This is a genomic window from Brevundimonas diminuta (assembly GCF_050310045.1).
In the GTDB taxonomy this organism is placed as follows: domain Bacteria; phylum Pseudomonadota; class Alphaproteobacteria; order Caulobacterales; family Caulobacteraceae; genus Brevundimonas; species Brevundimonas diminuta_F.
Map to the genome: position 1 here is coordinate 1762371 of NZ_CP190005.1, position 25274 is coordinate 1787644.

General features: G+C 65.7%; 27 protein-coding genes. 12 read left to right on the forward strand and 15 right to left on the reverse strand.

The genetic code is table 11. From position 1 onward, the window contains the following. Positions 1–6: 6 nt before the first annotated feature. From ACORJG_RS08430 to ACORJG_RS08440, 3 genes are read right to left on the reverse strand one after another with little or no spacing between them, the layout of a single operon-like run. Positions 7–465: a thermonuclease family protein gene (locus tag ACORJG_RS08430; protein ID WP_427788525.1), complete on the reverse strand. Its 459-nt coding sequence runs from the start codon at positions 463–465 to the stop codon at positions 7–9. A gap of 6 nt (positions 466–471) precedes the next feature. Beyond that, entirely contained in the window at positions 472–795 is a 324-nt protein-coding gene (locus tag ACORJG_RS08435) for a hypothetical protein (RefSeq protein ID WP_427788527.1), read from the reverse strand. Between the two features lie 60 nt (positions 796–855). Further along, the gene (locus tag ACORJG_RS08440) at positions 856–1557 is read right to left on the reverse strand and encodes a hypothetical protein (protein ID WP_427788529.1); all 702 of its coding nucleotides are present in this window, start codon (positions 1555–1557) and stop codon (positions 856–858) included. Positions 1558–1589: 32 nt separating this feature from the next. Here ACORJG_RS08440 and ACORJG_RS08445 point away from each other — a divergent pair, with 32 nt between their 5' ends. The 7 genes from ACORJG_RS08445 (at position 1590) to ACORJG_RS08475 (ending at position 8985) form a co-directional block, all read left to right on the forward strand. Then, on the forward strand, positions 1590–2318 hold the full coding sequence (locus tag ACORJG_RS08445; RefSeq protein WP_427788531.1) for a putative quorum-sensing-regulated virulence factor: 729 nt from the start codon (positions 1590–1592) through the stop codon (positions 2316–2318). A 6-nt stretch (positions 2319–2324) separates the two neighbouring features. Further along, positions 2325–2693: a hypothetical protein gene (locus ACORJG_RS08450; RefSeq protein WP_427788533.1), complete on the forward strand. Its 369-nt coding sequence runs from the start codon at positions 2325–2327 to the stop codon at positions 2691–2693. 272 nt (positions 2694–2965) lie between these two features. Continuing rightward, a complete protein-coding gene (locus tag ACORJG_RS08455; protein ID WP_427788535.1) occupies positions 2966–3370 on the forward strand; it encodes a hypothetical protein in 405 nt (134 codons plus the stop codon). Positions 3371–3480: 110 nt separating this feature from the next. Next, positions 3481–4473: a helix-turn-helix transcriptional regulator gene (locus tag ACORJG_RS08460; protein WP_427788537.1), complete on the forward strand. Its 993-nt coding sequence runs from the start codon at positions 3481–3483 to the stop codon at positions 4471–4473. 21 nt (positions 4474–4494) lie between these two features. Then, a complete protein-coding gene (locus ACORJG_RS08465; RefSeq protein WP_427788539.1) occupies positions 4495–7815 on the forward strand; it encodes a TM0106 family RecB-like putative nuclease in 3321 nt (1106 codons plus the stop codon). A gap of 123 nt (positions 7816–7938) precedes the next feature. Then, positions 7939–8619 carry a hypothetical protein gene (locus ACORJG_RS08470; RefSeq protein WP_427788541.1) on the forward strand — a complete coding sequence of 227 codons (681 nt, stop codon included), beginning with the start codon at positions 7939–7941 and terminating at the stop codon, positions 8617–8619. Between the two features lie 84 nt (positions 8620–8703). Further along, entirely contained in the window at positions 8704–8985 is a 282-nt protein-coding gene (locus tag ACORJG_RS08475) for a helix-turn-helix transcriptional regulator (RefSeq protein WP_427788543.1), read from the forward strand. Between the two features lie 50 nt (positions 8986–9035). On the opposite strand, the gene ACORJG_RS08480 is transcribed toward ACORJG_RS08475, so the two are convergent. The 7 genes from ACORJG_RS08480 to guaB all read right to left on the reverse strand — a co-directional run bounded on the left by ACORJG_RS08480 (position 9036) and on the right by guaB (position 16701). Continuing rightward, a complete protein-coding gene (locus ACORJG_RS08480; RefSeq protein ID WP_427788545.1) occupies positions 9036–9659 on the reverse strand; it encodes a DUF6088 family protein in 624 nt (207 codons plus the stop codon). A 12-nt stretch (positions 9660–9671) separates the two neighbouring features. Beyond that, positions 9672–10937 carry a tyrosine-type recombinase/integrase gene (locus tag ACORJG_RS08485; protein WP_427788547.1) on the reverse strand — a complete coding sequence of 422 codons (1266 nt, stop codon included), beginning with the start codon at positions 10935–10937 and terminating at the stop codon, positions 9672–9674. A 291-nt stretch (positions 10938–11228) separates the two neighbouring features. After that, positions 11229–12791, reverse strand: a complete 1563-nt coding sequence (gene guaA, locus ACORJG_RS08490; protein ID WP_427788549.1) for a glutamine-hydrolyzing GMP synthase — start codon at positions 12789–12791, stop codon at positions 11229–11231. Beyond that, complete coding sequence (locus tag ACORJG_RS08495; RefSeq protein ID WP_427788550.1) at positions 12788–13483, reverse strand: 5'-methylthioadenosine/S-adenosylhomocysteine nucleosidase; 696 nt, start codon at positions 13481–13483, stop codon at positions 12788–12790. Before ACORJG_RS08495 ends, guaA begins: the two co-directional genes overlap by 4 nt. Beyond that, positions 13480–14775, reverse strand: a complete 1296-nt coding sequence (locus ACORJG_RS08500; protein ID WP_427788552.1) for an RsmB/NOP family class I SAM-dependent RNA methyltransferase — start codon at positions 14773–14775, stop codon at positions 13480–13482. Before ACORJG_RS08500 ends, ACORJG_RS08495 begins: the two co-directional genes overlap by 4 nt. 1 nt (position 14776) lies before the next feature. Further along, a complete protein-coding gene (locus ACORJG_RS08505) occupies positions 14777–15175 on the reverse strand; it encodes an MAPEG family protein (RefSeq protein ID WP_427788554.1) in 399 nt (132 codons plus the stop codon). Between the two features lie 65 nt (positions 15176–15240). Next, positions 15241–16701: an IMP dehydrogenase gene (gene guaB / locus ACORJG_RS08510; RefSeq protein ID WP_427788555.1), complete on the reverse strand. Its 1461-nt coding sequence runs from the start codon at positions 16699–16701 to the stop codon at positions 15241–15243. A gap of 128 nt (positions 16702–16829) precedes the next feature. Here guaB and ACORJG_RS08515 point away from each other — a divergent pair, with 128 nt between their 5' ends. After that, on the forward strand, positions 16830–17399 hold the full coding sequence (locus ACORJG_RS08515) for a DUF2061 domain-containing protein (protein ID WP_427788557.1): 570 nt from the start codon (positions 16830–16832) through the stop codon (positions 17397–17399). Here ACORJG_RS08515 and ACORJG_RS08520 read toward each other — a convergent pair. Next, positions 17396–18118 carry an RlmE family RNA methyltransferase gene (locus ACORJG_RS08520; RefSeq protein WP_003167306.1) on the reverse strand — a complete coding sequence of 241 codons (723 nt, stop codon included), beginning with the start codon at positions 18116–18118 and terminating at the stop codon, positions 17396–17398. The two genes, ACORJG_RS08515 and ACORJG_RS08520, sit on opposite strands and share 4 nt — an antisense overlap. 80 nt (positions 18119–18198) lie before the next feature. On the opposite strand from ACORJG_RS08520, the gene ACORJG_RS08525 reads away from it, so the two are divergent. Next, positions 18199–18663 (forward strand): peptidylprolyl isomerase, encoded by a 465-nt coding sequence (locus tag ACORJG_RS08525; protein WP_087140057.1) that lies wholly within the window; start codon positions 18199–18201, stop codon positions 18661–18663. A gap of 141 nt (positions 18664–18804) precedes the next feature. Here the strand turns inward: ACORJG_RS08525 and ACORJG_RS08530 are convergent, their stop codons facing one another. Together ACORJG_RS08530 and ACORJG_RS08535 are read right to left on the reverse strand one after the other, a co-directional pair. Further along, the gene (locus tag ACORJG_RS08530; RefSeq protein WP_427788559.1) at positions 18805–19323 is read right to left on the reverse strand and encodes a hypothetical protein; all 519 of its coding nucleotides are present in this window, start codon (positions 19321–19323) and stop codon (positions 18805–18807) included. Continuing rightward, entirely contained in the window at positions 19320–20285 is a 966-nt protein-coding gene (locus tag ACORJG_RS08535; RefSeq protein ID WP_427788561.1) for a M20/M25/M40 family metallo-hydrolase, read from the reverse strand. The genes ACORJG_RS08530 and ACORJG_RS08535 overlap by 4 nt, the downstream gene beginning before the upstream one ends. Before the next feature lie 148 nt (positions 20286–20433). Here ACORJG_RS08535 and ligA point away from each other — a divergent pair, with 148 nt between their 5' ends. The 3 genes from ligA to ACORJG_RS08550 all read left to right on the forward strand — a co-directional run bounded on the left by ligA (position 20434) and on the right by ACORJG_RS08550 (position 24110). After that, entirely contained in the window at positions 20434–22758 is a 2325-nt protein-coding gene (ligA, locus tag ACORJG_RS08540) for an NAD-dependent DNA ligase LigA (RefSeq protein ID WP_427788563.1), read from the forward strand. Between the two features lie 14 nt (positions 22759–22772). Further along, positions 22773–23387 carry a 3'-5' exonuclease gene (locus ACORJG_RS08545; protein WP_427788565.1) on the forward strand — a complete coding sequence of 205 codons (615 nt, stop codon included), beginning with the start codon at positions 22773–22775 and terminating at the stop codon, positions 23385–23387. Between the two features lie 300 nt (positions 23388–23687). Further along, complete coding sequence (locus ACORJG_RS08550) at positions 23688–24110, forward strand: DUF2147 domain-containing protein (protein ID WP_427788567.1); 423 nt, start codon at positions 23688–23690, stop codon at positions 24108–24110. A 101-nt stretch (positions 24111–24211) separates the two neighbouring features. On the opposite strand, the gene ACORJG_RS08555 is transcribed toward ACORJG_RS08550, so the two are convergent. After that, entirely contained in the window at positions 24212–24904 is a 693-nt protein-coding gene (locus ACORJG_RS08555) for an LrgB family protein (RefSeq protein WP_427788568.1), read from the reverse strand. After that, a complete protein-coding gene (locus ACORJG_RS08560; RefSeq protein ID WP_427788569.1) occupies positions 24901–25272 on the reverse strand; it encodes a CidA/LrgA family protein in 372 nt (123 codons plus the stop codon). The genes ACORJG_RS08555 and ACORJG_RS08560 overlap by 4 nt, the downstream gene beginning before the upstream one ends. Between the last annotated feature and the right edge of the window lie 2 nt (positions 25273–25274).

Consider the following 25274-nt stretch of genomic DNA (forward strand, 5'->3'; position numbering starts at 1 on the left):
GCATGCTCAGCGCGAACGACGCCACTCCCATGGCGCCTGAAACTCGCCAGCCCACAGGCCCTTGCGTCGGTCCTTCGCCTCGGCCTGGACCGCCTCGTAGGTCTTGCCGCTATAGCGTGGATAGTCGAGCGCCCAGCCCTGGCGAACCATCCAGCGCCCCAGGTCCGATCCCGCGACCGAGCACCGGGCGACGATCCGTCGATAGCGATCCGGCCGCCCGACCGGGCTGCAGATGACCGTGCGCTGCCCCACATAGTCAGAAAGCGCATTCGCCGCGGACTGACCGCAACGATAGGTTTGGCCGCCCCGGATGCAAGGCTGGCGCGTCTCCGGCGCATCCACGCCCCAAAGCCTAATACGCTGCCCGCGGATCTCCAGCGTGTCGCCGTCGATCACCGAGGCTCGCCCGACCCAAGCCTCGGCCCCGCCGGATAAGGCTAGGGCCAGCACAAAAACGCCTAGCATGGGATCTTAGTCCAGCACTTCCGCGATAGCCTTCATGGTCACTCGAGCCCGATCAATCGCGGCTTCAAAAACAGGACCCAGGTTCATAAAGGCCTCGTTCTTGTTCTCTCGAATATCAAACTGCGCAGCTTTAAAGCGCTCGATCAAAGCCGGCGACAGTTCGCGCTTAGGTTCCGGCTGGACGCCGAAGATGTAGTCGCCTTTGATCATGGTCGCCCAATAGCGATAGCCTTGGGCAGGCCCTGGCGTCGCACGAAGGTATCGGCCTTCGCCGCTCCCGGCGGCGACCAAATCCAAGGCTGCCAACAGCCTTCCTGCTTCGTTCGACAAATCACCCTCCTATTGTCCAGCTCAAGCGACGCTCCACAACGGTCCGTCGCCCAATCGTCCCTATATCGTCGCCATGTCAGATGCGGACGTAGAAACGTCAAAGGGCTCAAACGGCCAGTGATACTTGCTCTTTCGCTGTGGACGATCAGGCCATAGCTGGGCTCTGAATAGTGCGCCGGTTCCCTCCCCCACCGCCATCACCTCGATGCCCGCGGCTTCATATCGTTCTTCAGGGCGCCCGCGACTCCGAAAGACGCCGGGGATCTTCTTTTCTTCCTCACGGAGAATGACGACGGCGGGGTGGACGAGCAGGCGCCTGATCACGTCGTCGACGCCGATGCGACTGTCTTTGTCGATCCAGTCCTGGACCTCCCAGACGGGATCCTGGTGTTCAAACGTCACGGCCTGCGTCCACGCCTTCACCTTCGCGCGCTCCGGCTGATCGTCTGTCAGCAAGGCTTGGCGCAGCTCAAAGGCGCGCCGGCTTAACACCCGGCTGCCCCATATGCTGGCGCCGTCGCGTCCCTGGCAGGCGATGCGGTTCGTCGCAAAGCGAATGGCGCTGTTGAAAACCACGTGTCGGTCAGCCGGCAAGGTCCCCGGCAGACTGGCGTGATAGAAGGCTGTCGCGATGAAGTTACGGATGGAGCCCAAGCCGCATCGCCCCAGCCCTAGGGCCTGGCATCGCGCAACGATCTCCGCCTCCAGATCCGCCATCTCGCCCCCGCAATCACGTCCGATATTGACGGAAAGCTCGACCAAATTGAACCTCGTAGCAATAGGGACGACGCAGCATGCGACTAAGGGTCATCGACATCGAAACCACCGGAGGATCGCCCTCTGAGATCATTGAGATCGCCGCGGTCGACGTCGTTTCCCATCTCGGCGGCTGGAAAGCGGAACCGCCGCACGCCCGGCGCTTCAAGCCCCTGGGCGAGATCACCTTTCACGCCATGGCGATCCACCACCTGACACCGGCAGATCTCGCCGATGCGCCTGCCTATTCAGACGAGGGGCTCACCGCCTTCATCAATGAGGGACCTGCGGCCGATATTCTCGTGGCCCACCACGCCGCCTTTGAAGCGCGCCATATTCCGGTGGAGATCACTGGCGCCCGTCCCTGGCTCTGCACGGTCAAAGCCGCTCGCGCCGCCTGGCCTGAAGCGCCAGGGTATTCGAACCAGGTGCTTCGCTACTGGAGAGACCTTCAGCTCGCGCCTGAACTCGCCATGCCGGCCCATAGAGCCGCGCCCGATGCTTGGGTCACCGCCCATATCCTCATTGATCTGCTGAAAGAGGCCTCGGTCGAACGCCTCATGGAATGGAACGATGAAGCGCGCAGCCTCGAGCACATGCCGTTCGGCAAACACCGCGGCAAAGCCTGGCCTGAGCTGCCGACCGACTACCTTGAGTGGCTTGTCGTGCAGTCCGAGATGTCCGACGCGGTGCGCACCCGCGCCAGCGCCGAACTGACGCTTCGCAAGTCGTCTGATCTCGTCGCCGTTTCCTCAACCCACTTCTGAGCGATTATGATGTCCAAGATCCACCTCATCTGCAAAGCCAACGTCGGCCTGACTTGCCTGGATGCTAAGGCCGGCGTCTATGAGAGTGAGGCTTGGCTCCTCGGTGAAGACGATGTCGTTGCGCTGAAGGGCGGAGAGGTCCTCTTCCATGAAACCAAAGGGCGGCCGTCATACTTCGGCGGCGTCATTCTGGACATCCGCCCATTGCAAAGCACTGATCTGACAGGTCAAGATCGCCAACGTCGCATCATCACGCTGCAATCGACCGCGGCCTGCCGAGGCGTCGACTGGGATGCGTCTGGACAGATCCATGACATGGCCTGGACGAGCGGCGTGATCGCCCCATCGCCCGCCGATCCTGGCCAAGACGCCTGAAAACGCCGCCCGCCTCAACCGATCAAAACAAAGCCTAGTCAGGAGCTCCCGACATGCCCCGACGTCGTCGCAATCCTTATCGCCGGATGCTCCGGCATCATCCGAGGAATGTCATCCCCGGCAGCCTTTTCACGCTGTTCGTCATACTGATCATCACCAGCCTGTGACCGTCCCTGCCCGCTCTTGGTCTCAGCCCGGAATCGGTTGAGGCCGGCTCACACCTGAGCATACGACCCGCTCCATGCGGCTCACACACAAGACATTGAAGTAAAATGGTAAAAGACGCTTACACTGAGATTGAGCAACGCATCCGCGCAGCCGACGTGAAGACCCCCAATCCGCTTCGCGGCGCCCTGACCGATCTCTTCGTCAATCACCCTGCCGTCCGTCCCCACGATCTCTGCGACCCGGCCAAGGCCAAGATGATCCGCTATCGTCTCGCCAATGGACGAAGCCTAGGCCATCAGATCGAGACCTCGCCTCAGCACCTGTGGTTCGCCAGCGACGACCGCCTCGACCTGCCGGCCATGGCGCGCGCCTACCCAGTGACGGAAGGCGGCAAGGGCCGGCACTCCAACGTCAACCAAATGCCGGATCTGCGCGACCAGGCCGTAACCCGCGTCACCGTCCGAACTGTGGAAGAAGCCGAAGTCCTCTTGAACGCCCTGCTGGCCTAGAACGACAGAGCTCCAAACCCCATCGCTAGCCCCCTTCCGCCCATCGCTTGGCTCCACCCCTGCGCACGGCTACGGTTGAGCGACAGATTCGGTCGCAAATCGGAGGGGGCATGCGGCACGAGAAGGCGGGACTGTTGTTGGAGCTCGCCCGTCGCCTCGCTGCGAGCGCGGAGGGCATGACGCTCGACGAGATGGCGTCCGAGCTCGACATTAGTCGTCGCACCGCAGAACGGATGCGAGACGCCTTGTGGTCACTCTTTCCTCAAATGGAGGAGCTTCCTGAGGGCGTCGTCAAACGCTTCCGCATTCCCAAGGGCCTCGACGGCTTCTTCCAGTCGCCGACTACAGAAGAGCTGGTAGAGCTGTCTCGAGCCATCCATACGCTCAAAGACGGCGGTCATCCTCGGCGCGCAGCGACGCTCGCATCGCTTGACCAGAAGGTCCGATCGGCCCTGAAAGCGGAGGCGCTTCGTCGCCTTACGCCGGATGTCGAAGCCCTGGCGCGAGCCGAACTGACGGGTGTGCGCGCCGGCCCGCACCCTCATGAGGATCCGGCCCTCATTGCTGCGATCCGCCAGGCCATCATGGGCCTTTCTCTCATCAGCTTCCGTTACATGGGCGGCTCGAAATCGGGGAGCCGCCGCAAGGTCGTTCCATTTGGCCTTCTGTTCGATCGCATGAACTATCTCGTCGCGGCGGAACCGGGTCAGGACAAGCCTCGCAGTTGGCGCCTTGACCGGATCGTCGACCTCGAAGTGCTCGATGAAGCCGGGGGCGCGCCTGAAGACTTCTCCATTTCCGACTTCGCCGCCCAGTCCTTCGGCGTCTTCCACGACGCGCAAGAAGACGTGGTTCTTAGGGTGACGCCCGAGGCCGCCGAGGACGGCCGTCGCTGGCGCTTCCATCCCCGTCAAACCATCACTGAACAAGAGGACGGCTCTGTCATCGTCGCCTTTAGAGCCAGCGGCATGATGGAGTTGGCGTGGCACCTCTTCACCTGGCGCGACACCATTGAGATCATCGCCCCCGAGAGGCTCAAACAGGTGATGGTGGAAGAGCTCCAAACCTCTCTCGCCCGTCATCAACGACCGATAACGTCGTAATTCGCCGTTAGAGCTGGCCCCATGAAACCTTTGCTCTCGGCCTCGCGGCTCAACAACTTCCAAGCCTGCCCCCACCACGCCGCCCTTTGGCTGGCAGGCGAGAAGGCGCCGGAGCGCGCCGAGGACACCCTGACCCTCGTGCGCAGCAAGGGCTTCGATCATGAAGCCAAGGTGCTCGCCGATCTCGCCGAACGCCATGGCGACGTCTTTGAGGTCACCACGACCGGGTCGCTCGAGGAGCGAAAGGCCCAGACCTTGGAGGCCATGCGTCGAGGCGCGCCTCTCATCTATCAGGCGGCCTTTGCGGATGAGCGCTGGATCGGCTTTCCCGACTTCTTGGTTCGCACCGGCCAGGGTGCGGACGGGCGTTGGCTTTACGACCCAGAAGACGCCAAGCTCGCCAAGAAGGCCAAGGCCGACCATGTCGTCCAGCTCGGCGTTTATGCTGCGCTTCTTGAGCCCGTCACCGGCGCCTACCCCCGCCGCGGAGTCATTCATGTCTCCGCGCCTGAACCCGCCGTCTTTGACCTGAACCAGACGCGCCATATCACCCAGCGCCTGATGCAAGGCTTTGAAGCCTTTGCGGATCAGGCAGAGCGCGCCACGCGCCCCGTAAAGACCTCGGCCTGCGGCCAGTGCGACTTCGCTGAGCGATGCACGGCCGAATGGCGGGCAGCGGACAGCCCCGTTTTCGTCGCCAACATCAGAGGCGACCAAATCATCAAGCTCGAAAAGGCCGGCGTAGCGACCCTGACGGAGCTCGCCGCCCTGCCCGCGGATCGGAAAATCCCCGGGATCGGCGAAGAGACGCTCGCCAAGCTGACGGCCCAAGCCCGCCTGCAAAAGCGCGCCGAGGAGACCCAGGAACATACGGTGGAGGTGCTCCCTGTCGCCCCCGCCCGCGGGTTCGCCCTCCTCCCCTCGCCGGCCGCCGGCGACCTCTTCTACGATATCGAAGGCGACCCGCTCTATCCGGAACGGCTGGAGTATCTTCACGGCCTGTGGGGGCCGCTCAGTGAGAACGGAGAAGACGGCTTCGTCGAGATCTGGGCGCATGATCATGAGGAAGAGAAGGCCGCGTTCGAGCGCCTCATCGATCTCTTCACCGCGCATTTGGAGCGCTATCCCCAAGCGCGGATCTATCACTATGCGGCCTATGAGCAGACCGCGCTGAAGCGCCTAGCCATGCGCTACGCGACCCGAGAAACCGAGCTGGACCACCTGTTGCGCACCCACAGGTTCGTGGACCTCTATCAGGTGGCGCGTCAGGGGATCCGGGCGTCGACCGAGAGCTACTCCCTCAAGGCCCTGGAAAAAATCTATTGGGGCAAGCGCGCGGGCGAAGTGACCAACGCCGGCGACAGCATCATCGAGTACGAACGGTGGCGGGAAACCCAGGATCCCGCCATCCTGGAGGCCATCGCCCGCTACAATGAGGACGATTGCGTCTCGACCGCCAAGCTGCGCGACTGGCTTGAGAGCCTGCGGCCTGAAGACGCCGTCTACGGGCTTGCGGAAGATGAAACGCCCGAAGATCGGGAACGCGCGGAAAAACGCGAAGCCTTTGAAGCCGAGCGCAATGCTCTTGCGGCCCGCGTTCGCGCACAGAGCGCACTCGAGCCGGAAATCCGCGAACTGATCGCGGAGCTTCTATGGTTCCACCAGCGCGCGCAGAAGCCTCAGCTCTGGGCCATGTTCGACCGTCAGGCTTGGACCGACGAGGAGCTGTTGGACGACGCCGAAAGCCTCGGCAAGCTGACGCTGCTCAAGCTTGAGCCTGACAAGCGCTCCTACCTCGCGACCTACGCCTTCCCGCCCCAGGACACCAAGCTCAAGCCGGACGACACCCCGAAGTTCGCCATCGACCTCGAACGCGCCGGCTCGATCGTCGAGATTGATCCCGAGGCGGGGCGCGTCGTGCTTCGCCGCGGCATGACCGCTGGCGACTTCCCTGTCGCCTGCTCGCTCATCCCGGGAACCATCATCAACCAGAAGCCCTTGGTCGAGGCCCTGATGGCCTTTGCGACACGTATGGCGGACGGGGTGTTCGAGTATGACCAGGCGACGCTCGATTTCCTTCGACGCGTTGCGCCTCGGCTCAAGAACGCCGCCCCGGGCGCGGCGGTGATCCACGACGGCGAAGACCTCGTCGTCGGCGTCACGCGCGCGGTGCGGGACCTCGACGACAGCACGCTGCTCATCCAAGGCCCGCCAGGCACGGGCAAGACCTATACGACCTCGCACGCCATCGTCAGCCTGCTGGAGCAAGGCAAGCGGGTCGGCGTCTCCTCCAACTCCCACAAGGCCATCAACAATCTCCTCGCCGCCATCTCGAAGCACGCCGTCGAGCGCGGCGTGCGCTTCAACGGCGCCAAGAAGGGCACGAGGGACAAGCCCGAGACCTTTTTTGAAGAGCCCGGTTTCACGACCGTCCTTAAGTCGGAAGAGGTCGATGAAGGGGGATACGACTTGGTGGGCGCCACAGCCTTCCACTTCGCGACCGACGGCTGCAACGCCTTCGACTATCTGTTCGTCGATGAAGCGGGCCAGGTGTCCCTGGGCAACCTCATCGCCATGGCCGGCTGCGCCAAAAACCTCGTCCTCGTCGGCGACCAAATGCAGCTGCCCCAACCGGTGCAGGGCGTGCATCCTGGCGACACAGGCCTGTCGACCCTCGACTATGCGCTTCGAGATCAGGCGACCGTGCCGCCTGAACGCGGGGTCCTGCTCGACGTTTCGTGGCGCATGCATCCGGCGGTCTGCAGCTTCATTTCCGACGCCATCTACGACGGCCGACTGAAGGCCCACCCTCAAACCAAAGCTCGTCGCCTGGAGTTGAACGCCGGCTCGCCGTTGAAACCGGCTGGCATTGTGCAGATCGCCCTCGCTCATGAAGGATCCACCCAAAGCGCGATCGAAGAGGCGCGCGAGGTCGCCCGCCTCCTACAAGACCTCTTGCCGACTTCGTGGAACAACGGCTCTGAAAGCCGTCGTCTAAGCCTTGACGACGTCCTCGTCGTCAGCCCCTTCAACATGCAGGTCGATCTTCTGCGCAGGACCCTGCCAAAGGGTACTCGGGTCGGCACCGTGGACAAGTTCCAAGGGCAGGAGGCCCCGGTGGTGATCATCTCCATGGCCACCTCCTTTGGCGGCGACGCGCCAAGAGGGACGGAGTTCCTCTTCAACCGCAACCGTCTCAATGTCGCGATCAGTCGGGCCAAGTCCCTCGCCATCGTTGTTCATTCGGAGCGCTTGATGGATCTGCCCTCGCCCAGTCTTGAGGACCTGCCGCGGCTGGATCTCTTCGCTCGCATCGAGAAGGCGAGCCGCGAAGCGGCCTAGTCGCCGCCCTTGAGCTCATCGCGTCCTAAGCCCGATGAACGCGGCTTAAGACGCGCTCTTCACCAAAAGAGAACCGGACAACGGCTAAGGTTGCACTCGGGCATGCAATGCATCGAGGGGGCCATGACAAACGCTCAGGTGAAATCGCCGACCGCTTCTGACTTTTCTATCCTCAAGGATAAGCAAAGGGGCGTCCGCGACGCCTTTCCTGAAGCTCTGGGTCTTCGCGTTCATCGCGCCTTGAGCTGGCTTGGGCGGGCTGAACAGGAGACGGACGACGCCGACGTGCGATTCATCCTCTACTGGGTCGGTTTCAACGCCGCCTATGCGGGCGATCTGCACGCTGAGCTCAATAGCGAACGCGGCGCCTTCGCCGCCTATTTCGACGCCCTCGTCGGTCTCGATCGAGATCACCGGATCTATAATTCAGTCTGGGAGCGCTTCCCTCACGAGATCCGGCTGCTGCTGAACAACCGCTATGTCTTCTCGCCGTTCTGGAACCACCAGAATGGAATGGAGGGCTATGAGGATTGGCAAGAGCGCCTCGCTCTCAGCCAAAAGGCGGTCGCAACCGCCATGGCGCAACGCAACACGCCGCGCATCCTGTCGCTCATGTTCGATCGGCTCTACGTGCTGCGTAACCAGCTCGTTCACGGTGGAGCGACCTGGAACAGCGGCGTCAACCGAGACCAGGTTCGCGACGGCGCGGCCGTCATAGCCAGCCTGCTGCCCATCTTCATCGACATCATGATGGACAACCCAACCCGCGACTGGGGACAGCCCTTCTATCCCGTTGTGAACTAGGTCCGCACCCGACCTTCCGTAGGCCTACGGGTTCACGCTTTGGCGTCGTTCGGGTTCGATTCCCTTCGAACGAGGAGATGCGCCATGGCGACCGCGAACCGGCCCTTGCAACGAACAATCAAGAAGACCGAGTTGCGCCAGATGGTGCCCTTGGCGGACAGCACCATCTGGGAGTTGGAGCGGAAGGGAGAGTTCCCTCGCCGTTTTCTGCTCACCCCCCGATGCGTGGTCTGGGACCTGAGCGAAGTCGAAGCGTGGCTGGCCTTGCGACGCGAGCGCCCGATCACATCGGCGAAAGGGCCAGATGTCCGTCTTCGCCGTTCGCGGCCCGTGGCGCGTGGCCGACCCGAACGACACCCTTTCTAGGCAGCGGCATTGATCAGTTCGGTTAGGTCGTCCTTCCGACCCCGAAGGCGTCAGCCATGTATCGCTAGGCTCACCGACCGTGCGAGCCAGGTCGGCAGACGCGCGCCGACACTAGCCAGTTCCTCGAATGCGCTCGGCGGCAAGCGCCGTCGCAACGCCTTTAAGGCGCTCGCGGTTTGCTCAGGGCCAAGCCATGCCAAGGCGCGAACTGCTTCTCCGGCGGGGCGGTGAGGCAGAACGAGCTGCCAAGGCGGCGCATGCCGCAGCTCGACCGATTGCTTGCCGACCTTCAATCGGCGGCTGCGGCCGCTCGTGAGATAGACGTGGCGAATGGCTGTCTGGGTGGTGAGACCCAGTTGATTGGCTGCGGACGCTCCACTGCGCACAACCGTTTCGCAGCCTCGGGCCGAAAGGTGCTCGACAACGCTTTCGATGGTCGGCGGGCGCGCTCCATAGCGGCTCTGGATCGGCGAGACGTAGAGCCCTCGCTCGACCCGCAAGAGGTGTCCGCGCTTTACCAGCCGTGACAGCGCTTGATCCACGGCGGCGCGTTCGCCCAGGTGCAGCAAGCCCTTAGCGCCCAGCGGCTGGCCTTCCGGCAAGTTCGCGGCGTGCGCGAGGATGTGTTCGGCCAGGGTCTGTATCGGTTCGCTCCTGTCAGAAACATAAGCCATCTTCTGACACCCTCAAGTCAAAGCCAAGAAGGTGGGGCTGAAGCGAGGTGAGCCGGCCTCCAGCGGCGTCAGGATGGGCGAGAACGAACGCCCCTGCTCCCACGCCTCGACGGCGTCCGACCACTGCTGCGCCATGTGCCGCCGCTGCATCTCGAACTCCGCCTTGTTGTAGACTCCGCGCGACGAGCGCTCCTCATGGGCCAAGCACTTCTCGATCCAATCTGAGTTGAAACCCATCTCGTGCAGCAGGGTCGAGGCCGTCCGACGCAGATCGTGGACGGTGAACGGTTCCAGCGGCAGTTCCTGCTCGTGGGCCCGCTCGGCGATGGCCGTCGTCACCCGGTTGAAGGTGGCCCGCGACATGGGCGCATCGGCGTCGTAGCGCGACGGCAGGATGTAGCGGGAGTTACCGGAACAGGTCTTCAGGGCCACCAGAATGTCGAGCATCTGGGTCGACAGGTAGATGTTGTGGGGACGCGACCGCTTCATCCGCTCCTTCGGGATGGACCAGACCGCGTTGTCGAAGTCCACCTCATCCCATGTCCCGTCCTGCAACTCGCTCTTGCGGACCATGCTCAGCAGGATGAACTTCAGACCCAGGCGGATCGTCGGCAGCGTAGCCACCTCCCCCAGCAGCCCAAGCATGATCCGGATCTCGGACGGCGACAGCGACCGATCGCGGGGGCGGAAACGCGCGATCGCCGCAGGCGCAACGCCGTCGGCCGGGTTGTCGATTTTCTCGCCATGGAGGATGGCCCAGGCGTAGATCTGCTTGACGATGTCCCGGACGTGGATGGCTGTCGCCGGAGCACCCCGCTCCACGATGGACTTGCAATGGGCGCGCAGGTCGTCCGGCGTGATCTCGGTCAAAAGCCGGCTACGCCATTGCGGCAGGACCTCCCGATTGAAGATGGACCGCCGCATGTTGCGCGTGCTGTCAGCCATGGGCGCCTCGTCCATCCACTTCTGCGCCACATGGGCGAAGTCGCGGGCCTCCCGGAGCCGCCTCTTGGCGCGCTGCTTTTCCAGAGCCGGCGACACGCCTTCCGCGATCATCCGCTTGGCCTCGATGAGCTTCTCGCGGGCCCTGGAGAGCGACAGGCCGGTCAGCCCGTAGGACCCGAAAGTGACCGTCTCGCGCCGCCCGTTGAAGCGGTAGTCGTACTTGAAGGCAATGCCTCCTGACGGTGTTACGAGCACATAAAGACCGTCCCTGTCGGTCTTTTTATACGCCTTTGATTTTCCTCTCGTATTCCTCAGTTCTGCGTCGGTAAGCATGCCATCTCCCCTTCCAAAAGACCGTCAGGCGTTTTCGGGGTCCTCAACGGTCATTTTTCGCAAACAATTCAAAATCTTGTTTCGAAAAAAAGACCGTCAGAACGCCCTGGATGGGGTGACGGTATGAATCAGGGGCGGCTGAGGCAACGGACGCGAGACCGTCAGGAAAGCCGTCATCACAAAAAAGAGACCCTCCGAAAGGCTTCGAAGGGTCTCGTCAAAATTCACTTTTACGTCAGTGACTTATAGGCACCTTCGAAAGCGACGCCGAAAGCTGCCGAAAGGCCTGAATCATTCCCACTCAATCGTGCCCGGCGGCTTGGAGGTCACGTCGTAGACGACGCGGTTGACGCCGCGGACTTCGTTGATGATGCGCGTGGCGGTCTTGGCCAGGACGTCCCACGGGAACGGGTAAAAGTCAGCCGTCATGCCGTCGGTCGAGGTGACGGCGCGCAGGGCCAGCACCTTCTCATAGGTGCGGGCGTCGCCCTGGACGCCGACCGTCTTGACCGGCAGCAGCACGGCGAAGGCCTGCCAGATGTCATCGTACAGGCCCGCCTTGCGGATCTCGTCCAGATAGATGGCGTCCGCATCCTGAAGCGTGGCGACCGCCTCCGGCGTGATCTCGCCGGGGATGCGGATGGCCAGGCCCGGTCCGGGAAAGGGGTGGCGGCCGACGAAGGCGTCGGTCAGGCCCAGCTCGCGGCCCAGGGCGCGGACTTCATCCTTGAACAGTTCGCGCAGAGGCTCGACCAGCTTCAGCTTCATGAAGTCCGGCAGGCCGCCGACGTTATGGTGGCTCTTGATGACGTGCGAGGGGCCGCCGGTCGGGGACACGCTCTCGATCACGTCGGGATAGAGAGTGCCCTGAGCCAGGAAGGCGGCGCCTTCGATCTTGTTCGCCTCGCGGTCGAACACCTCGATGAAGACGCGGCCGATGGTCTTGCGCTTGGTTTCCGGGTCGGAAATCCCGGCCAGCTCGCCGAGAAATTCCTTAGACGCATCAACGTGCACCAGCGGGATGTTGTAGTGCTCGCGGAACAGGGTCGTGACCTGATCGGCCTCGCCCTTGCGCATCAGGCCGGTGTCGACGAAGACGCAGGTCAGCTGGTCGCCGATGGCTTCGTGGATCAGAACGGCGGCGACCGATGAATCGACCCCGCCCGACAGGCCACAGATGACCTTGGCGTCGCCGACCTGTTCGCGGATCCTGGCGATCTGCTCGTCGCGATAGGCGGCCATAGTCCAGTCGCCGGTCAGGCCCGCCACGCCGTGGGTGAAGTTCTTCAGCAGCTGGGCGCCGCGCGGGGTGTGCACCACCTCGGGGTGGAACTGCACGCCGTAGATCCTGCGCGTCTCATCGGCGATGGCGGCGAAGGGCGCGCCCTCCGAGGTGGCGATGACGTGGAAGCCTTCCGGCAGGGCGGTCACGCGGTCGCCGTGGCTCATCCACACCGGCTCGCGATGGTCGAGGGCGCCGATGCCTGCGAACAGGGGGCTGTCCTTGGTGATGACGATCTCGGCGCGGCCGAACTCGGCGTGGTGGCCGCTCTCGACCTTGCCGCCCAGTTCGGCGCAGATCAGCTGCTCGCCGTAGCAGATGCCCAGAATCGGCGCGCCATAGTCGAACACGGCGCGATCGACACGCGGGCTATCGGCGTCGGTCGTCGAGTTGGGGCCGCCCGACAGGATGATGGCCTGCGGCTGCATCGCTTTCAGGGCTTCACCCGCCTTGTTGAACGGATGGATTTCGCAATAGACGCCGGCCTCGCGCAGGCGGCGCGCGATCAGCTGCGTCACCTGACTGCCGAAATCGACGATGAGCACCTTCTGGTGTTGGGTCGGCTGGGTCATGAGGTCGAATCCGGGGCGAGCGATTGGGCGAGGGTTTGGCCCTGAAGGGCCGGAATTTCAAGGGCGGAGAGGCCGTGATCCGTCAGCACCGCAATCAAGCCGTCGACGGCGCGGGCTAGGTTCTCGTCCACCAGATGCAGGGTCGAGGTCCAGTCGTGCAGGCCCGTCAGCTCGGCCTTGCCGTCCGACACCCCGCGCAGCGCGACCAGCGGCAGGCCGAAGGTCTGGGCCGCGCGGACCAGCGCCCAGGTCTCCATGTCCACCATCTCGGCGTCGATGGCGTCATAGGCGGCGCCCGAGATGACGTTTCCGCCCGTCGACAGACGCGCGCTCAGCACGCCGGGAATTGGGCACGGCAGCGGCAGGACAGCAGGCATGTCCAGCAGCGGCGTCACGCCTTTGGGGAAGCCCAGCGCGCTGGCGTCCATATCGCGATAGGCCACGGACGACGCCTGATAGACCGCCGCATGATCCAGCACACGCGACCCGCACGACCCCAGCGACAGGATCAGGTCCGGCGCCTCACCCCTCGCTTCCAGCCGCGCCAGAGCCGCCGTCAGCGCCACCGCCCCCTCGACCGGGCCGATGCCGGTCATCAGCGGATCGATGCGGGCGCGCAGGTGCTCGCCGTATTCCGCCGGGGCCGCCATCACCGGCAGGACCGTGACGGCGCCGTAGCGTTCCAGCCTCATGAAGCGCGCTCGAACAGGGCGATAAAGAAGCCGTCCGTTCCGGTCGCGGCGGGCGACAGGCGCAGGCGGTGGCCCTGCGCCAGCGCAGTCAGGCGCTCGCGCCCCGCCTCGGTCAGGTCCGCGCTGTGCGCCGCATCGGCGACGGGAACGGGCTTGAAGTCCGGGTAGGCGGCCTCGAAGGCGGCGGCCGTCGCTTCGTTCTCGGCGCCCAGCACCGAGCAGGTGACATAGGCCAGACGCCCGCCCGGCCGCACCAGCTTCGTCGCCTGCCCCAGAATGCGCAGTTGCAGCGCGTGCAGGCGCGCGACTTCCTCTGCCGTCAGGCGCCAGCTGTCCTCCGGCCGACGCCGCCAGGCGCCCGAGCCCGAGCACGGCGCATCAACCAGCACCACATCGGCCTGACCGTTCAGATCCTCGACCCCGCCGCCGTTCGTGCCCAGCAGGCGCAGGTCGGCCTCGACGCCCGCGCGGGCCAGTCGCGGCTTCACATTGTCCAGACGCTTGGCCGAGACGTCGCAGGCGATCAGCGCCCCCTGCCCCTGCATGGCCTGAACCAGACCCAGCGTCTTGCCGCCGCCGCCCGCGCAGTAGTCCACAACTGTCGCGCCGGGGAAGGCGCCGGACAGCCAGCCGACGACCTGACTGGCCTCGTCCTGAATCTCGAAATGACCGTTCTGGAAGCCGTGCAGCGGCTGCACGTTCGGCGCAGGCTCGGCGTCCAGACGCAGCCCCCAGCCCGACAGTTCCGTGCGCTGGGGCGACAGACCGGCGTCGCGCAGTTCGGACTCGACCTCTTCCATCGTGGCGCGCAAGCCATTGACGCGCAGGTCCACGGGCGCGCGACCGCTCAGGGCCTCGACCTCTTCGCGCCAGCGGTCGCCATGGACCGCCTTCAGGTCCGCCGTCACGAAATCCGGCAGGGCGACCTCGGCCAGATCGGCCGCGTCCTCGCCCGCCATGATGCGGCCGCGCTCGTGCTTGGACAGGGGGCGCGGACCATAGCCTTCGCCGTTGTAGAGGCCTTCGATCTCCTCCAGCGTCGCGCCGTCCAGCACCGACAGAGCGCCGACGATCAGGGCGCGTCCGTCCTGACGCCCGCCCATGAAGGCCGACAGGCGACCACGCGAGCGCAGCACCTGATAGACACGCTCGGCGATGGCGCGGCGGTCACCCGAACCGGCATAGCGGTTCTGCTGGCTCCAGGCCTTGAGCACGGCGTCGGCGGGCTGGCGGCCTTGGGAAATGCTGTCGATGATGGCGGCGGCGGCGGCCAGACGGGCGGCTGGGGTCAAATCAGACTCGGATGAAAAGGGCCAGAAGGCACAGCGCCAGTCCCGCAAGCGAGACCAGCCAGACCAGCGACCGGATATAGGGAACGCCCATGGCGTAAAGCGGGATATAGGCGACGCGCGCCCAGAAGTAGAGGCCTGCGCCCCACGCCGTCAGCGCGCCGGTCCGATCGGCGACCTGGGCGATCAGCACGGCGCCGATGAACAGCGGCAACGTCTCGAACAGATTGGCCTGCGCCCGCTCCAGACGGCCGACGACCGGGCTTTTGGCCTCAGGCGTCTTGTCCCGCGCCCCGGCGTTCCACGACAGGCCGAACTCGCGTGTTCGGGCGAAGGCGGGCAGGAAGACCTGCACCAGAGCCAGCACCAGCGTCGCCGCCAGCCAGGTCAGTTCAGTCGTCACGCCGGTCTCCTGTTCTGCAGGCCCAAAACAAAACCGCTCCCGGCCGGGGCCGGGAGCGGATCAGGTCAGCCCTGACGATAGTTGGGCGCCTCGCGCGTGATCATCACGTCGTGGACGTGGCTTTCACGAAGGCCCGCATTGGTGATGCGGACAAAGCGCGCGCGCTGCTGGAAGTCGGTGATATTGGCGCCGCCGACATAGCCCATCGAGGCGCGCAGCCCCCCGACCAGCTGATGCACCACCGGGGCGATCGGCCCCTTGTAGGCGGTCTGGCCCTCAATGCCCTCGGGGACCAGCTTCTCGGACGAAACTTCCTTCTGGAAGTAGCGGTCGGCCGAGCCGCGCGCCATGGCGCCCACCGAGCCCATGCCGCGATACGACTTGTAGGACCGGCCCTGATACAGGAAGACCTCGCCGGGGCTTTCGTCGGTCCCTGCGAACATCGAGCCCATCATGGCGACATTGGCGCCCGCCGCGATGGCCTTGGCCAGATCGCCCGAGAACTTGATGCCGCCGTCGGCGATGACCGAGGCGCCCGTGCCCTGCGCCGCGCGGGCGGCGTCGACGATGGCCGTCAGTTGCGGCACGCCCACGCCCGCGACGATGCGGGTGGTGCAGATGCTGCCCGGCCCGATGCCGACCTTCACCGCATCAGCGCCCGCGTCGATCAGGGCGCGCGTGGCGTCATAGGTGGCGACGTTGCCGGCGATGATCTGGACGCGGTTGTTCTCGCGCTTGATGCGCTCGACCACCTGGGCGACCGAGGCCGAGTGGCCGTGGGCGGTGTCGATCACCACCACGTCCGCACCCGCATCGGCCAGCGCCATCGCCCGCTCGAACCCGGCGTCGCCGACGGTCGAGGCGGCGCCGACGCGCAGGCGGCCCTGCTCGTCCTTACAGGCGTTAGGGAAGGCCTGGGCCTTCTGGATGTCCTTCATGGTGATCAGGCCGACGGCGCGATAGGCGTCGTCCACCACGATGACCCGCTCGATCTTGCGGGTGCGCAGCAGTTCCTGCGCCGCTTCGCGTCCGGCCGAACCTTCACGCAGGGTGATCAGCTCGCCCGTCGTCATCAGTTCGGCGGCCTTGAGATTCATATCCGTCTCAAAGCGCATGTCGCGGTTGGTCAGCATCCCGACCAGCTTGCCGGTCTTGGGATCGACGACCGGGAAGCCGGTGATCTTCTTGCGCTCGACGATCTGGAGCACTTCGCCCAGCGTCGTGTCGGGTGCGACCGTGACCGGGTTCACCACCATGCCGCTTTCATAGCGTTTGACGGCGCGGACCTCTTCGGCCTGCTCCTCAATGGTCATGTTCCGGTGCAGCACGCCCAGGCCGCCGGCCTGCGCCATGGCGATCGCCAGTCGGCTTTCCGTCACCGTGTCCATCGCGGACGACAGCAGCGGGATGTTCAGCTTGATTTCGCGTGTCAGTTGGGTCGAGACATCGACATCAGCCGGCATGACCTCGGACGGACCGGGTTCGAGCAAAACGTCATCGAAGGTTAGGCCTTCGCGTATCTCCATTTGGAGCCTCCATTTTGCGGGCCGCGTATAGCCCCCGTTGCCGGGGAACCGCAACCCCAAGCCCGCGCTATCGTGCATATAAGAGAAATTGCCTTGAAACCGACGGGCAGAGGCCGCATTTACCGCGAATGGTTCGCATCTTGATCACCACAGCGCGACAGCTCGCCCTCAAGATTGCGAGCTATGGCGCCATGCACCTGATCGTGGCGATCCTGGTGGCATTTGCCCTGACCCGCGACTGGCGGCTGGCGCTGGCGGTCGGGGTGGTCGAGCCGATCTTCCAAACCGTCGCCTATTCGATCCACGACCGCGTCTGGCACCGGGTCGAGCGCCGTAAGATGCTGTCCCGCGTCGAGGAGACGGCCGAGGCCTTCACCGCCCGTCTGGAGGTCATGGACCTGCAGGAACAGAACCGCGCCCACAATCACCACGGCGGGCACGGCCACAACCACGCCCTGCCCCGCAATCTGAAGCAGGTCGCGCTGAAGACGGTGACCTATGGCCTGATGCACTTCACCGTGGCGGTGCTGGTGGCCTATGCCCTGACGCGGGACATCCGCATCGCCCTGGCCATCGGCACGATTGAGCCTCTGGTGCAGACGGTCTTCTTCACCCTGCATGACCGCATCTGGACGCGGCTTGAGGCCAGGAAGGCCGCCCGCCGCGCCGCTGCAGAGGCCGAAAGCGCGTCGGCCTAGCGCTTGTTCAGCGCCACCAGAAACACCTCGGCGCTGCCCTTACGGCTCGATTCGGGCTTCACGTATTTCACCGTCTCGAATTCTTCGCGCAGGCGCGTCAGCACCCCGCCCGCATCGCCGCCCTGAAAGTTCTTCGACACGAAATTCCCGCCCGGCCGCAGGGTCCGGATGGCGAAGTCGGCCGCGATCTCGATCAGGGCGATGATCTTCAGGTGGTCGGTCTGACGGTGGCCGATGGTGTTGTGCGCCATGTCCGACAGCACCAGGTCCGGCGGCCCGCCGATGGCGTCCAGCATCTGCTGATCCACGCCCGGATCGGTGAAGTCCGCCTGAATCAGCGTCGCGCCGGGAATCGGCTCGATCATCAGCAGGTCCACGCCCGCCACCGCCGCCGCGCCGCGATCCAGCGCCACCTGCACCCAGCCGCCCGGCGCCGCGCCCAGGTCGATGACCCGCGAGCCGCGCTTGATCAGCCGGAACTTGTCGTCGATCTCCATCAGCTTGAAGGCGGCGCGGCTGCGCCAGCCCTCGGCCCGCGCGCGGTCGGACCATTCGTCCGACAGTTGTCGCTTGATCCACGCCTGGCTGGACAGGGTCTTCTTGTCGGCCGTCTTGATCTTCTGGCCGACCTTGCGGCCCGAGGCTGTGCCGCCCGTGGGCAGGCGCACCATGCGGCGGCGTTCCTGCGGCTTGTCGGCGGGCTTTTCGTCTTCACTCATGCTTCCCACATAGCCCTGACGGCGTTCAGCCGCTATGACCCGCGCACAATTCCGGCTCGCATAACCTCAAGGAGCGCCCGATGGCCGACCAAACCCTGACCTTCACTCTGGACACCGGCGACGGCGAAGACCGCAACGTCGTCATCAAGCTGCGCGACGACCTGGCGCCCAACCACGTCAAGCAGATCACCGACCTGGCCAAGGAAGGCTTCTATGACGGCGTGGTCTTCCACCGCGTGATTCCGGGCTTCATGGCCCAGGGCGGCGATCCGACGGGCACCGGCACCTCGGGCTCGAAGAAGCCGAACCTGAAGCAGGAATTCTCGAAGGAGCCGCACGTCCGCGGCGTCTGCTCCATGGCCCGCACCGCCAACCCGGACAGCGCCAACTCGCAGTTCTTCATCTGCTTCGACGACGCCCGCTTCCTGGACGGCCAGTACACCGTCTGGGGCGAAGTGATCGAAGGCATGGATCACGTCGACGCCCTGCCGAAGGGCGAGCCCCCGCGCGCGCCGGGCAAGATCGTCAAGGCGACGGTGGCCTAACGCCAAATATCTCCTCCCCACTTTGTGGGGAGGGGGACCCCGAAGGGGTGGAGGGGCTTGGCGACGGCGGAACCAAGCGGCCCCTCCGTCTCGTCGGCTTCGCCGCCGATCCACCTCCCCATTGTCATGGGGAGGAGAGGATCAATCCCCCGCCCACCACCGCATCGACACCCCGTCAAAGGTCCGGCCCCCGACCTTCAGCGTCCCCTTCAGCACGACGCCCTGATCGCCCAGATTGCGCCGCGCCTTCGCCAGCGCATCCGGGTCCAGCCTCCCCTCGAACGACACCGCGCCCAGATCGCGCGACCGCGCCTCAAAGCGCACATGATCTTCGGTCACGTCATAGGCCGTCGGGATCAGCCGCGTTCGCCGCGCCTCATCGCCCGCCGAGAACTCCAGCATGATCGGCGCATAGCCCGCCGTCCGCGCCCCGTCGCGCCAGCTGATGAAGTCGGGAACCTGCCCCATGAACAGGTGATGCAGCCGCCACTCTCCGACCTGAACCGCCGTCGTGGGGATGTAATAGCCGGACACGTCCTCCGGCAGATCATGGGTGAAGCCCGACGCCTCGGCTCCCTTCTGCGGCGCGCCTCCCCGCTCGCAGGCCGCCAGACCGATGACGCCCGCCAAAATCGCGGCGGCGATCAGCCCGCCTCTCATTGATCCAGCCACCGGTCCAACGCACGGAAACCGCTGATGGCCAGTTCTGTTGCATCCTGGAAGACCCCCGGTTTGACCTTGTCGAAGGTGTCGCTGGGGCGGTGATAGTCCGGGTGATAGTTCACCCCGAAATACAGGAACGGCAGGCCTGCGCGATGGAAGGCGGCGTGGTCCGACGCCTCGACCCAGTTGTCGGCGCCCTTGTCCTCGGGCGTATCCTTGCCGAAGGCGAAGGCGACGTTCCGGCGCGCTGGAACCTGATCCAGCACCGGGCGGAAATAGGGATGCTGATACGTCCCCGTCACCCACAGCTTGCCGTCGCTGTCGGCCCGCGCCGTCATGTCGAAGTTCAGGTTCATCGAAATCGCATGCAGCGGCACCGGCGGGACTTCGACAAAGTGCTTGGCGCCCAGCAGGCCCCGTTCCTCGCCGTCCACCGCCACGATCAGCACGCTGTGCTCGGGCGGGTTCGCCTTCAGCCGTCTGGCCAGCTCCAGCATGGTCGCGACGCCCGAGGCGTTGTCGTCCGCCCCGTTGAAGATCTGGCCGTCGTTGACGCCGACGTGGTCATAGTGGGCCGTCACCACGATGTATTTGTCGGCGACGCGCGTGCCGGGGATCACGCCGATGATGTTGGTCCCGTTATAGGTCTTCGTCCCCTCGCGCGTGCGGCCCAGCGCCTCCCACGGCTGAAGACGTCCCATCGGCGAAGGCTGGACGCCCAGCGCCTCAAGCCGCGCCACAATATAGTCGCGCGCCTTGGCCCCGCCCTCAGAGCCGGTGTCGCGGCCCTGCATGTCGTCAGCCGACAGGATGCGCAGGTCGTCCATCAACTGGGCGTAATCGCCCGATGGAGCCGCCTCCACAGCGGGCGCCTCGACCACAGGCGCAGGCGTCGTCTCACAGGCGCCCAGCGTAAGAGCGGCGGCGATCACGGACAGACTGACGAGGACAGGACGCATGAAGGGCTCCGGGCAGGAATCTTTGTGGCGTGACGCTAACGGCCGCCGGCCGCCACGTCAGATTACGTTTCTGTCATGCCGCGTCTGCCATCAGGGTCGGGGGATGGTAAGGAACTCCTTCCGCCTTTGCCGACTTCCTGCGATTCTCATGTCCGACCTTCCCACGCCCGTCGAAATCCTGACCGAAGCCCAGGCGCGCGAAGAGCTGGACCGCCTGTCGGCCGAACTGTCGCGCCATGACGCCCTCTATTACGCCGACGCCGCGCCCGAGATTTCCGACGCCGACTATGACGACCTGAAGCGCCGCGCCCTCGACATCGAGACCCGCTTCCCGGCCCTGTCCAGCCCCGCCTCCCCGTCCCAGCGCGTCGGCGCCCCCGTCTCGACCCAGTTCGCCGAGGTCCGTCACGGCGTGCCCATGCTGTCGCTGGACAACGCCTTCGACGACGCAGAGGTGCGCGACTTCGCAGCCCGCATCGCCCGCTTCCTGAAGCTGCCGGGCGACGAGCCGATCGCCTTCGTCGCCGAGCCCAAGATCGACGGCCTCTCGGCCAACCTGCGCTACGAGAAGGGCGTCCTGGTCCAGGGCGCCACGCGCGGCGACGGCAAGACCGGCGAGGACGTGACCGCCAACCTCCGCACCCTGGACAGCATCCCCCAGACGTTGGCGGGATCCGGCTGGCCCGACGTCATTGAGATTCGCGGCGAGGTCTACGCCCCCAACGCCGCCTTCGACGCCTTCAACGCGGCCGCCGAGGCCGAAGGCAAGCGCACCTACGCCAACCCGCGCAACTTCGCCGCCGGGTCGCTGCGCCAGAAAGACCCGAAGATCACGGCCCAGCGCCCCCTGACCTTCTTCGCCTACGCCTGGGGCGAGACCTCCGCCCCGTTCGCGGAAACGCAACACGGCGCGCTGGAGGCGTTCCGCAGCTGGGGCTTTCAGGTCAACGACCGCTCGGCCCGCGTCGAAGGCGCCGACGGCCTGATCGGCGTCTATCAGGCGCTGGAGGCCGACCGCAGCCGCCTCGGCTACGACATCGACGGCGTGGTCTATAAGGTCGACCGGCTGGACTGGCAGAACCGCCTCGGCTTCATCGCCCGCAGCCCCCGATGGGCCATCGCCCACAAGTTCCCGGCGCAGCAGGCGACGACCGTGCTGGAAGGCATCGACATTCAGGTCGGCCGCACCGGCTCCCTGACTCCCGTCGCCCGCCTGCATCCCGTCACCGTCGGAGGCGTCGTGGTCCGCAACGCCACCCTGCACAACGAGGACGAGATCGCCCGCAAGGACGTCCGCATCGGCGACACCGTCGTCCTGCAACGCGCCGGCGACGTCATCCCCCAGATCGTAGGTGTGGTCGAAACCCTGCGCCCCGACGACGCCGTCCCCTACGTCTTCCCCACCGTCTGCCCCGTCTGCGGCTCCGAAGCCGTGCGCGAGGGGGACGAGGTCAAGCGCCGCTGCACCGGCGGCCTGATCTGCGACGCCCAGATCGTCGAGCGCCTCAAGCACTTTGTCAGCCGCCGCGCCTTCGACATTGAAGGGCTAGGCGAAAAGCAGCTGATCGCCTTCCATGCGCGCGGCTGGATCAAGGAGCCTGCCGACATCTTCCGCCTCGCCCGCGACGAGGAGAAGCTGGCCCTGCTGCGCGCCGAGGACGGCTATGGCGAGACCAGCGTCCGCAACCTGATCGCCGGGATCGACGCCCGGCGCGTCATCAGCCTTGACCGCCTGATCTTCGGTCTGGGCGTGCGTGAGATCGGCGAGCAAACCTCGCTGGTCCTGTCGCGCGCCTTCGGCAGCTGGACCGCCTTCCGCGACGCCTGCATGGCCGCCGCGAACGGCCTCGCCAGCGACGACTGGAAGACGCTGGCCGCGACCCACGCCATCTCGACCCGCGTGCTGGGCCTGATGGCCGAGGCGCAGCCTCCCGCCGACGATCCGTGGCCGGAAGCGCCCATGGATCAGAAGATCGCCCTCGCCTTCCCCGGCATGGCCGCGCCCGCCCGCCGCTCGCTGGCGGAAATCTCCGAGGGCTGGACCGACCTGACCCGCTGGGCCGCAGTCGCGCGCAATGAAGGCCCGTCCGAAATCCTCAACCAGATCGCGGGCGTCTCAGGCGTCGGCCCGGTCGCCGCCGAGGCGCTGGCCCACTTCTTCCACGAGCCGCACAACCTTCAGGTCGTCGACGCCCTGCTGGCCGAGCTTGAGCGCGTCGAGGACGTGGCCGCCCCCACGACCGACAGCCCCGTGGCGGGCAAGACCGTCGTCTTCACCGGCTCGCTGGAACGCTTCACCCGCGACGAAGCCAAGGCCCGCGCCGAAAGCCTCGGCGCCAAGGTCAGCGGTTCAGTCTCCAAGAAAACCGACTACGTCGTCGCCGGCCCCGGCGCCGGGTCCAAGCTGAAGGACGCCGAAAAGCACGGCGTCGCCGTCCTGACCGAGGACGAGTGGCTGGCCCTCATCGCCTGAAATATGATCGCCTGATGCACGCCGTCGCCATCGACTTCGAAACCGCCAATGAGCAGCGGGCCAGCCCCTGCTCCATCGGCCTGGCCTGGATCAACGACGGCGTCATCGAATCCGTCGAGCACCACTACATCCGCCCGCCGGGGATGCGTTTCGCCAGCTTCAACATCGCCTTCCACGGCATCGGCCCCGAACAGGTCGAGGACGCCGAGGAATTCCCCGCTGTCCTGGCCGCCATCGCCCCGCGCCTCGAAGGCCGCACGGTGCTGGCCCACAACGCCGCCTTCGACGTCAGCGTCATCCGCAACACCTGCGACCACTACGGCCTGACCTATCCCGAGTTCGACTACCTCTGCACCGTCAAACTGGCCCAGATCAGCTGGCCCGAGTTCCCCTCGCACAAGCTGAACAACGTCTGCGCCGAACTGGGCGTCGCCTTCCGCCACCACGACGCGGCCGAGGACGCCTTCGCCTGCGCCTCCGTGGCTCTGGCGGCGGCGCAGGTGCATCAGGCCGCCGACTGTCGCGCCCTGGCCGAGGCCAGCCGCCTGACGCCGGGCCGCATCTGGCGCGACGGCTACACGCCCTGCTCCAACGCCGGAACCCGCCCCCGCCGCCCGCGCGGCGGCTGACCTCGCGTTTCCTCCCCACTATGTGGGGAGGGGGACCGCGCAGCGGTGGAGGGGCTTACGGCAGCGGGACCAAGCAGCCCCTCCGTCTCGTCGGCTGACGCCGCCGATCCACCTCCCCATTTCATGGGGAGGAAAATCCCGCCCGAATCCATCGCCTTAGACGCATGGAAGGCATCTAACTTGACCTAACGTCATGTAATCATTGAGTGAAGTTCACAATTCCAGCCTTGTTTCGCGACCAAACGCGGATCAACCTTCATGTCTGGATCGTTCCATCGGTCCATCAGAAGGAACACGCCGATGAAGACCTCCGTCCTGACGGCGCTCGCCGTCGCAGCCGCCGCCCTCGCTTCTCCCGCTCTCGCCAGCGACCCGACCGGCCTGTGGCAGACCCCGACCAACGGGGGTCAGGTCCGCATCGAACGCTGCGGTCAGGCCCTGTGCGGCGTCCTCGTCACCTCCAGCCACATCCGCGCCAACCCGGATGTGAAGGACCAGCGCAACAAGGATGAATCCCTGCGCAACCGCCCCCTGCGCGGCCTGCAGATGCTGTCGGGCTTCACCGGCGGCCCGACCGAATGGAGCGGCGGATCGGTCTATAATCCCGAGGACGGCGGCACCTATCGCGGGACCATCACCATGACCAACGACGACACCCTGCGCCTGCGTGGCTGCATCGTCGCCCCCCTGTGCAAGACCCAGACCTGGACCCGCGTCCGGTAATCGAGGCGCACGGTGCGCAATGACAAGGCGGATTAGGATCGAGCCTTGGTCGCAACCTCTCCTTCCGCTCATCCCGGCGTCCGCAGGGATGAGCGGGTTGTTCAAATCAGACTGGTCACAATGGACAGGATCGTCGCCGTCGCCGCCGCATTCAGCGCCATGCCCAGACTGGCGAAGGCGCCCGCCGTCTGGTCCACCTGAAACGCCCGCGCCGCCCCGAAGCCGTGCGCCGACACCCCGACCGCAAAGCCCCTCGCCCGATAATCCCTGATCTTCAGCAGGTTCAGCAGCGGCGTCGCCGTCATCGCCCCGAACACCCCCGACATCAGCACGATCACCGCCGCCAGCGCCGGTATGCCGCCTAACTGGGACGCCACCGCCATCCCCACCGGCGTCGTCGTGGCGCGCGGGGCGATGGAGGCCATGATCTCGGCCGGCGCCCCGAACAGCCAGACGATGCCCACGGCGCTGACGATGGCCGTCACGGCCCCCGCCAGCAGGGCGCAGGCCAACGGCTTGGCCAGTCGCCGGATCGTCGCCCGCTGCGCCCAGATCGGCACGGCCAGCCCCACCACCGCCGGTCCCAGCAGGAAGCCCAGCACCTGCGTCGCTTCGGCGTATGTCGCATAGGGCGTCTTGGTCGCCAGCAGCACCCCGATCAGCACCGGCGTCGCCAGCAGCACCGGATGGCACAGCGGATGGCGCCCGCTGCGCCGCGACAGGATGTCCGCCGCCTCGAACACCACCAGCGTCACCGCCAGCCACAGCAGGGGCGTCGCGATCAGATCGCTCACGACGCGTCCTCCTCAGCTTCAGGCTCTGGCTCTTCCCGCCCCGCCACGGCGCGGAACACCAGCGCCGTCACCGCCAGCGTCAGCAGGGTCGAAACCGCCACCGCCACGACGATGCCGAGGCCGTATCGCGACAGGATCGCCCCCTCCTCCATCACGCCCACGGCGGCGGGCACGAACATGATCGACAGATGCGCCGTCAGCCAGCCCGTCACCTGCGTCAGCGTCAGCCGCTCCCTCGGAACAAGGGCCAGCCACGCCAGCAGCAGCACCATGCCGATCACCGACCCCGGCAGGGGCAGGCCCGTCAGCCGGTGGATCACCTCGCCCGCCAACTGGCAGACGAGCAGCAGGGCGATGGCGCCGATCATCG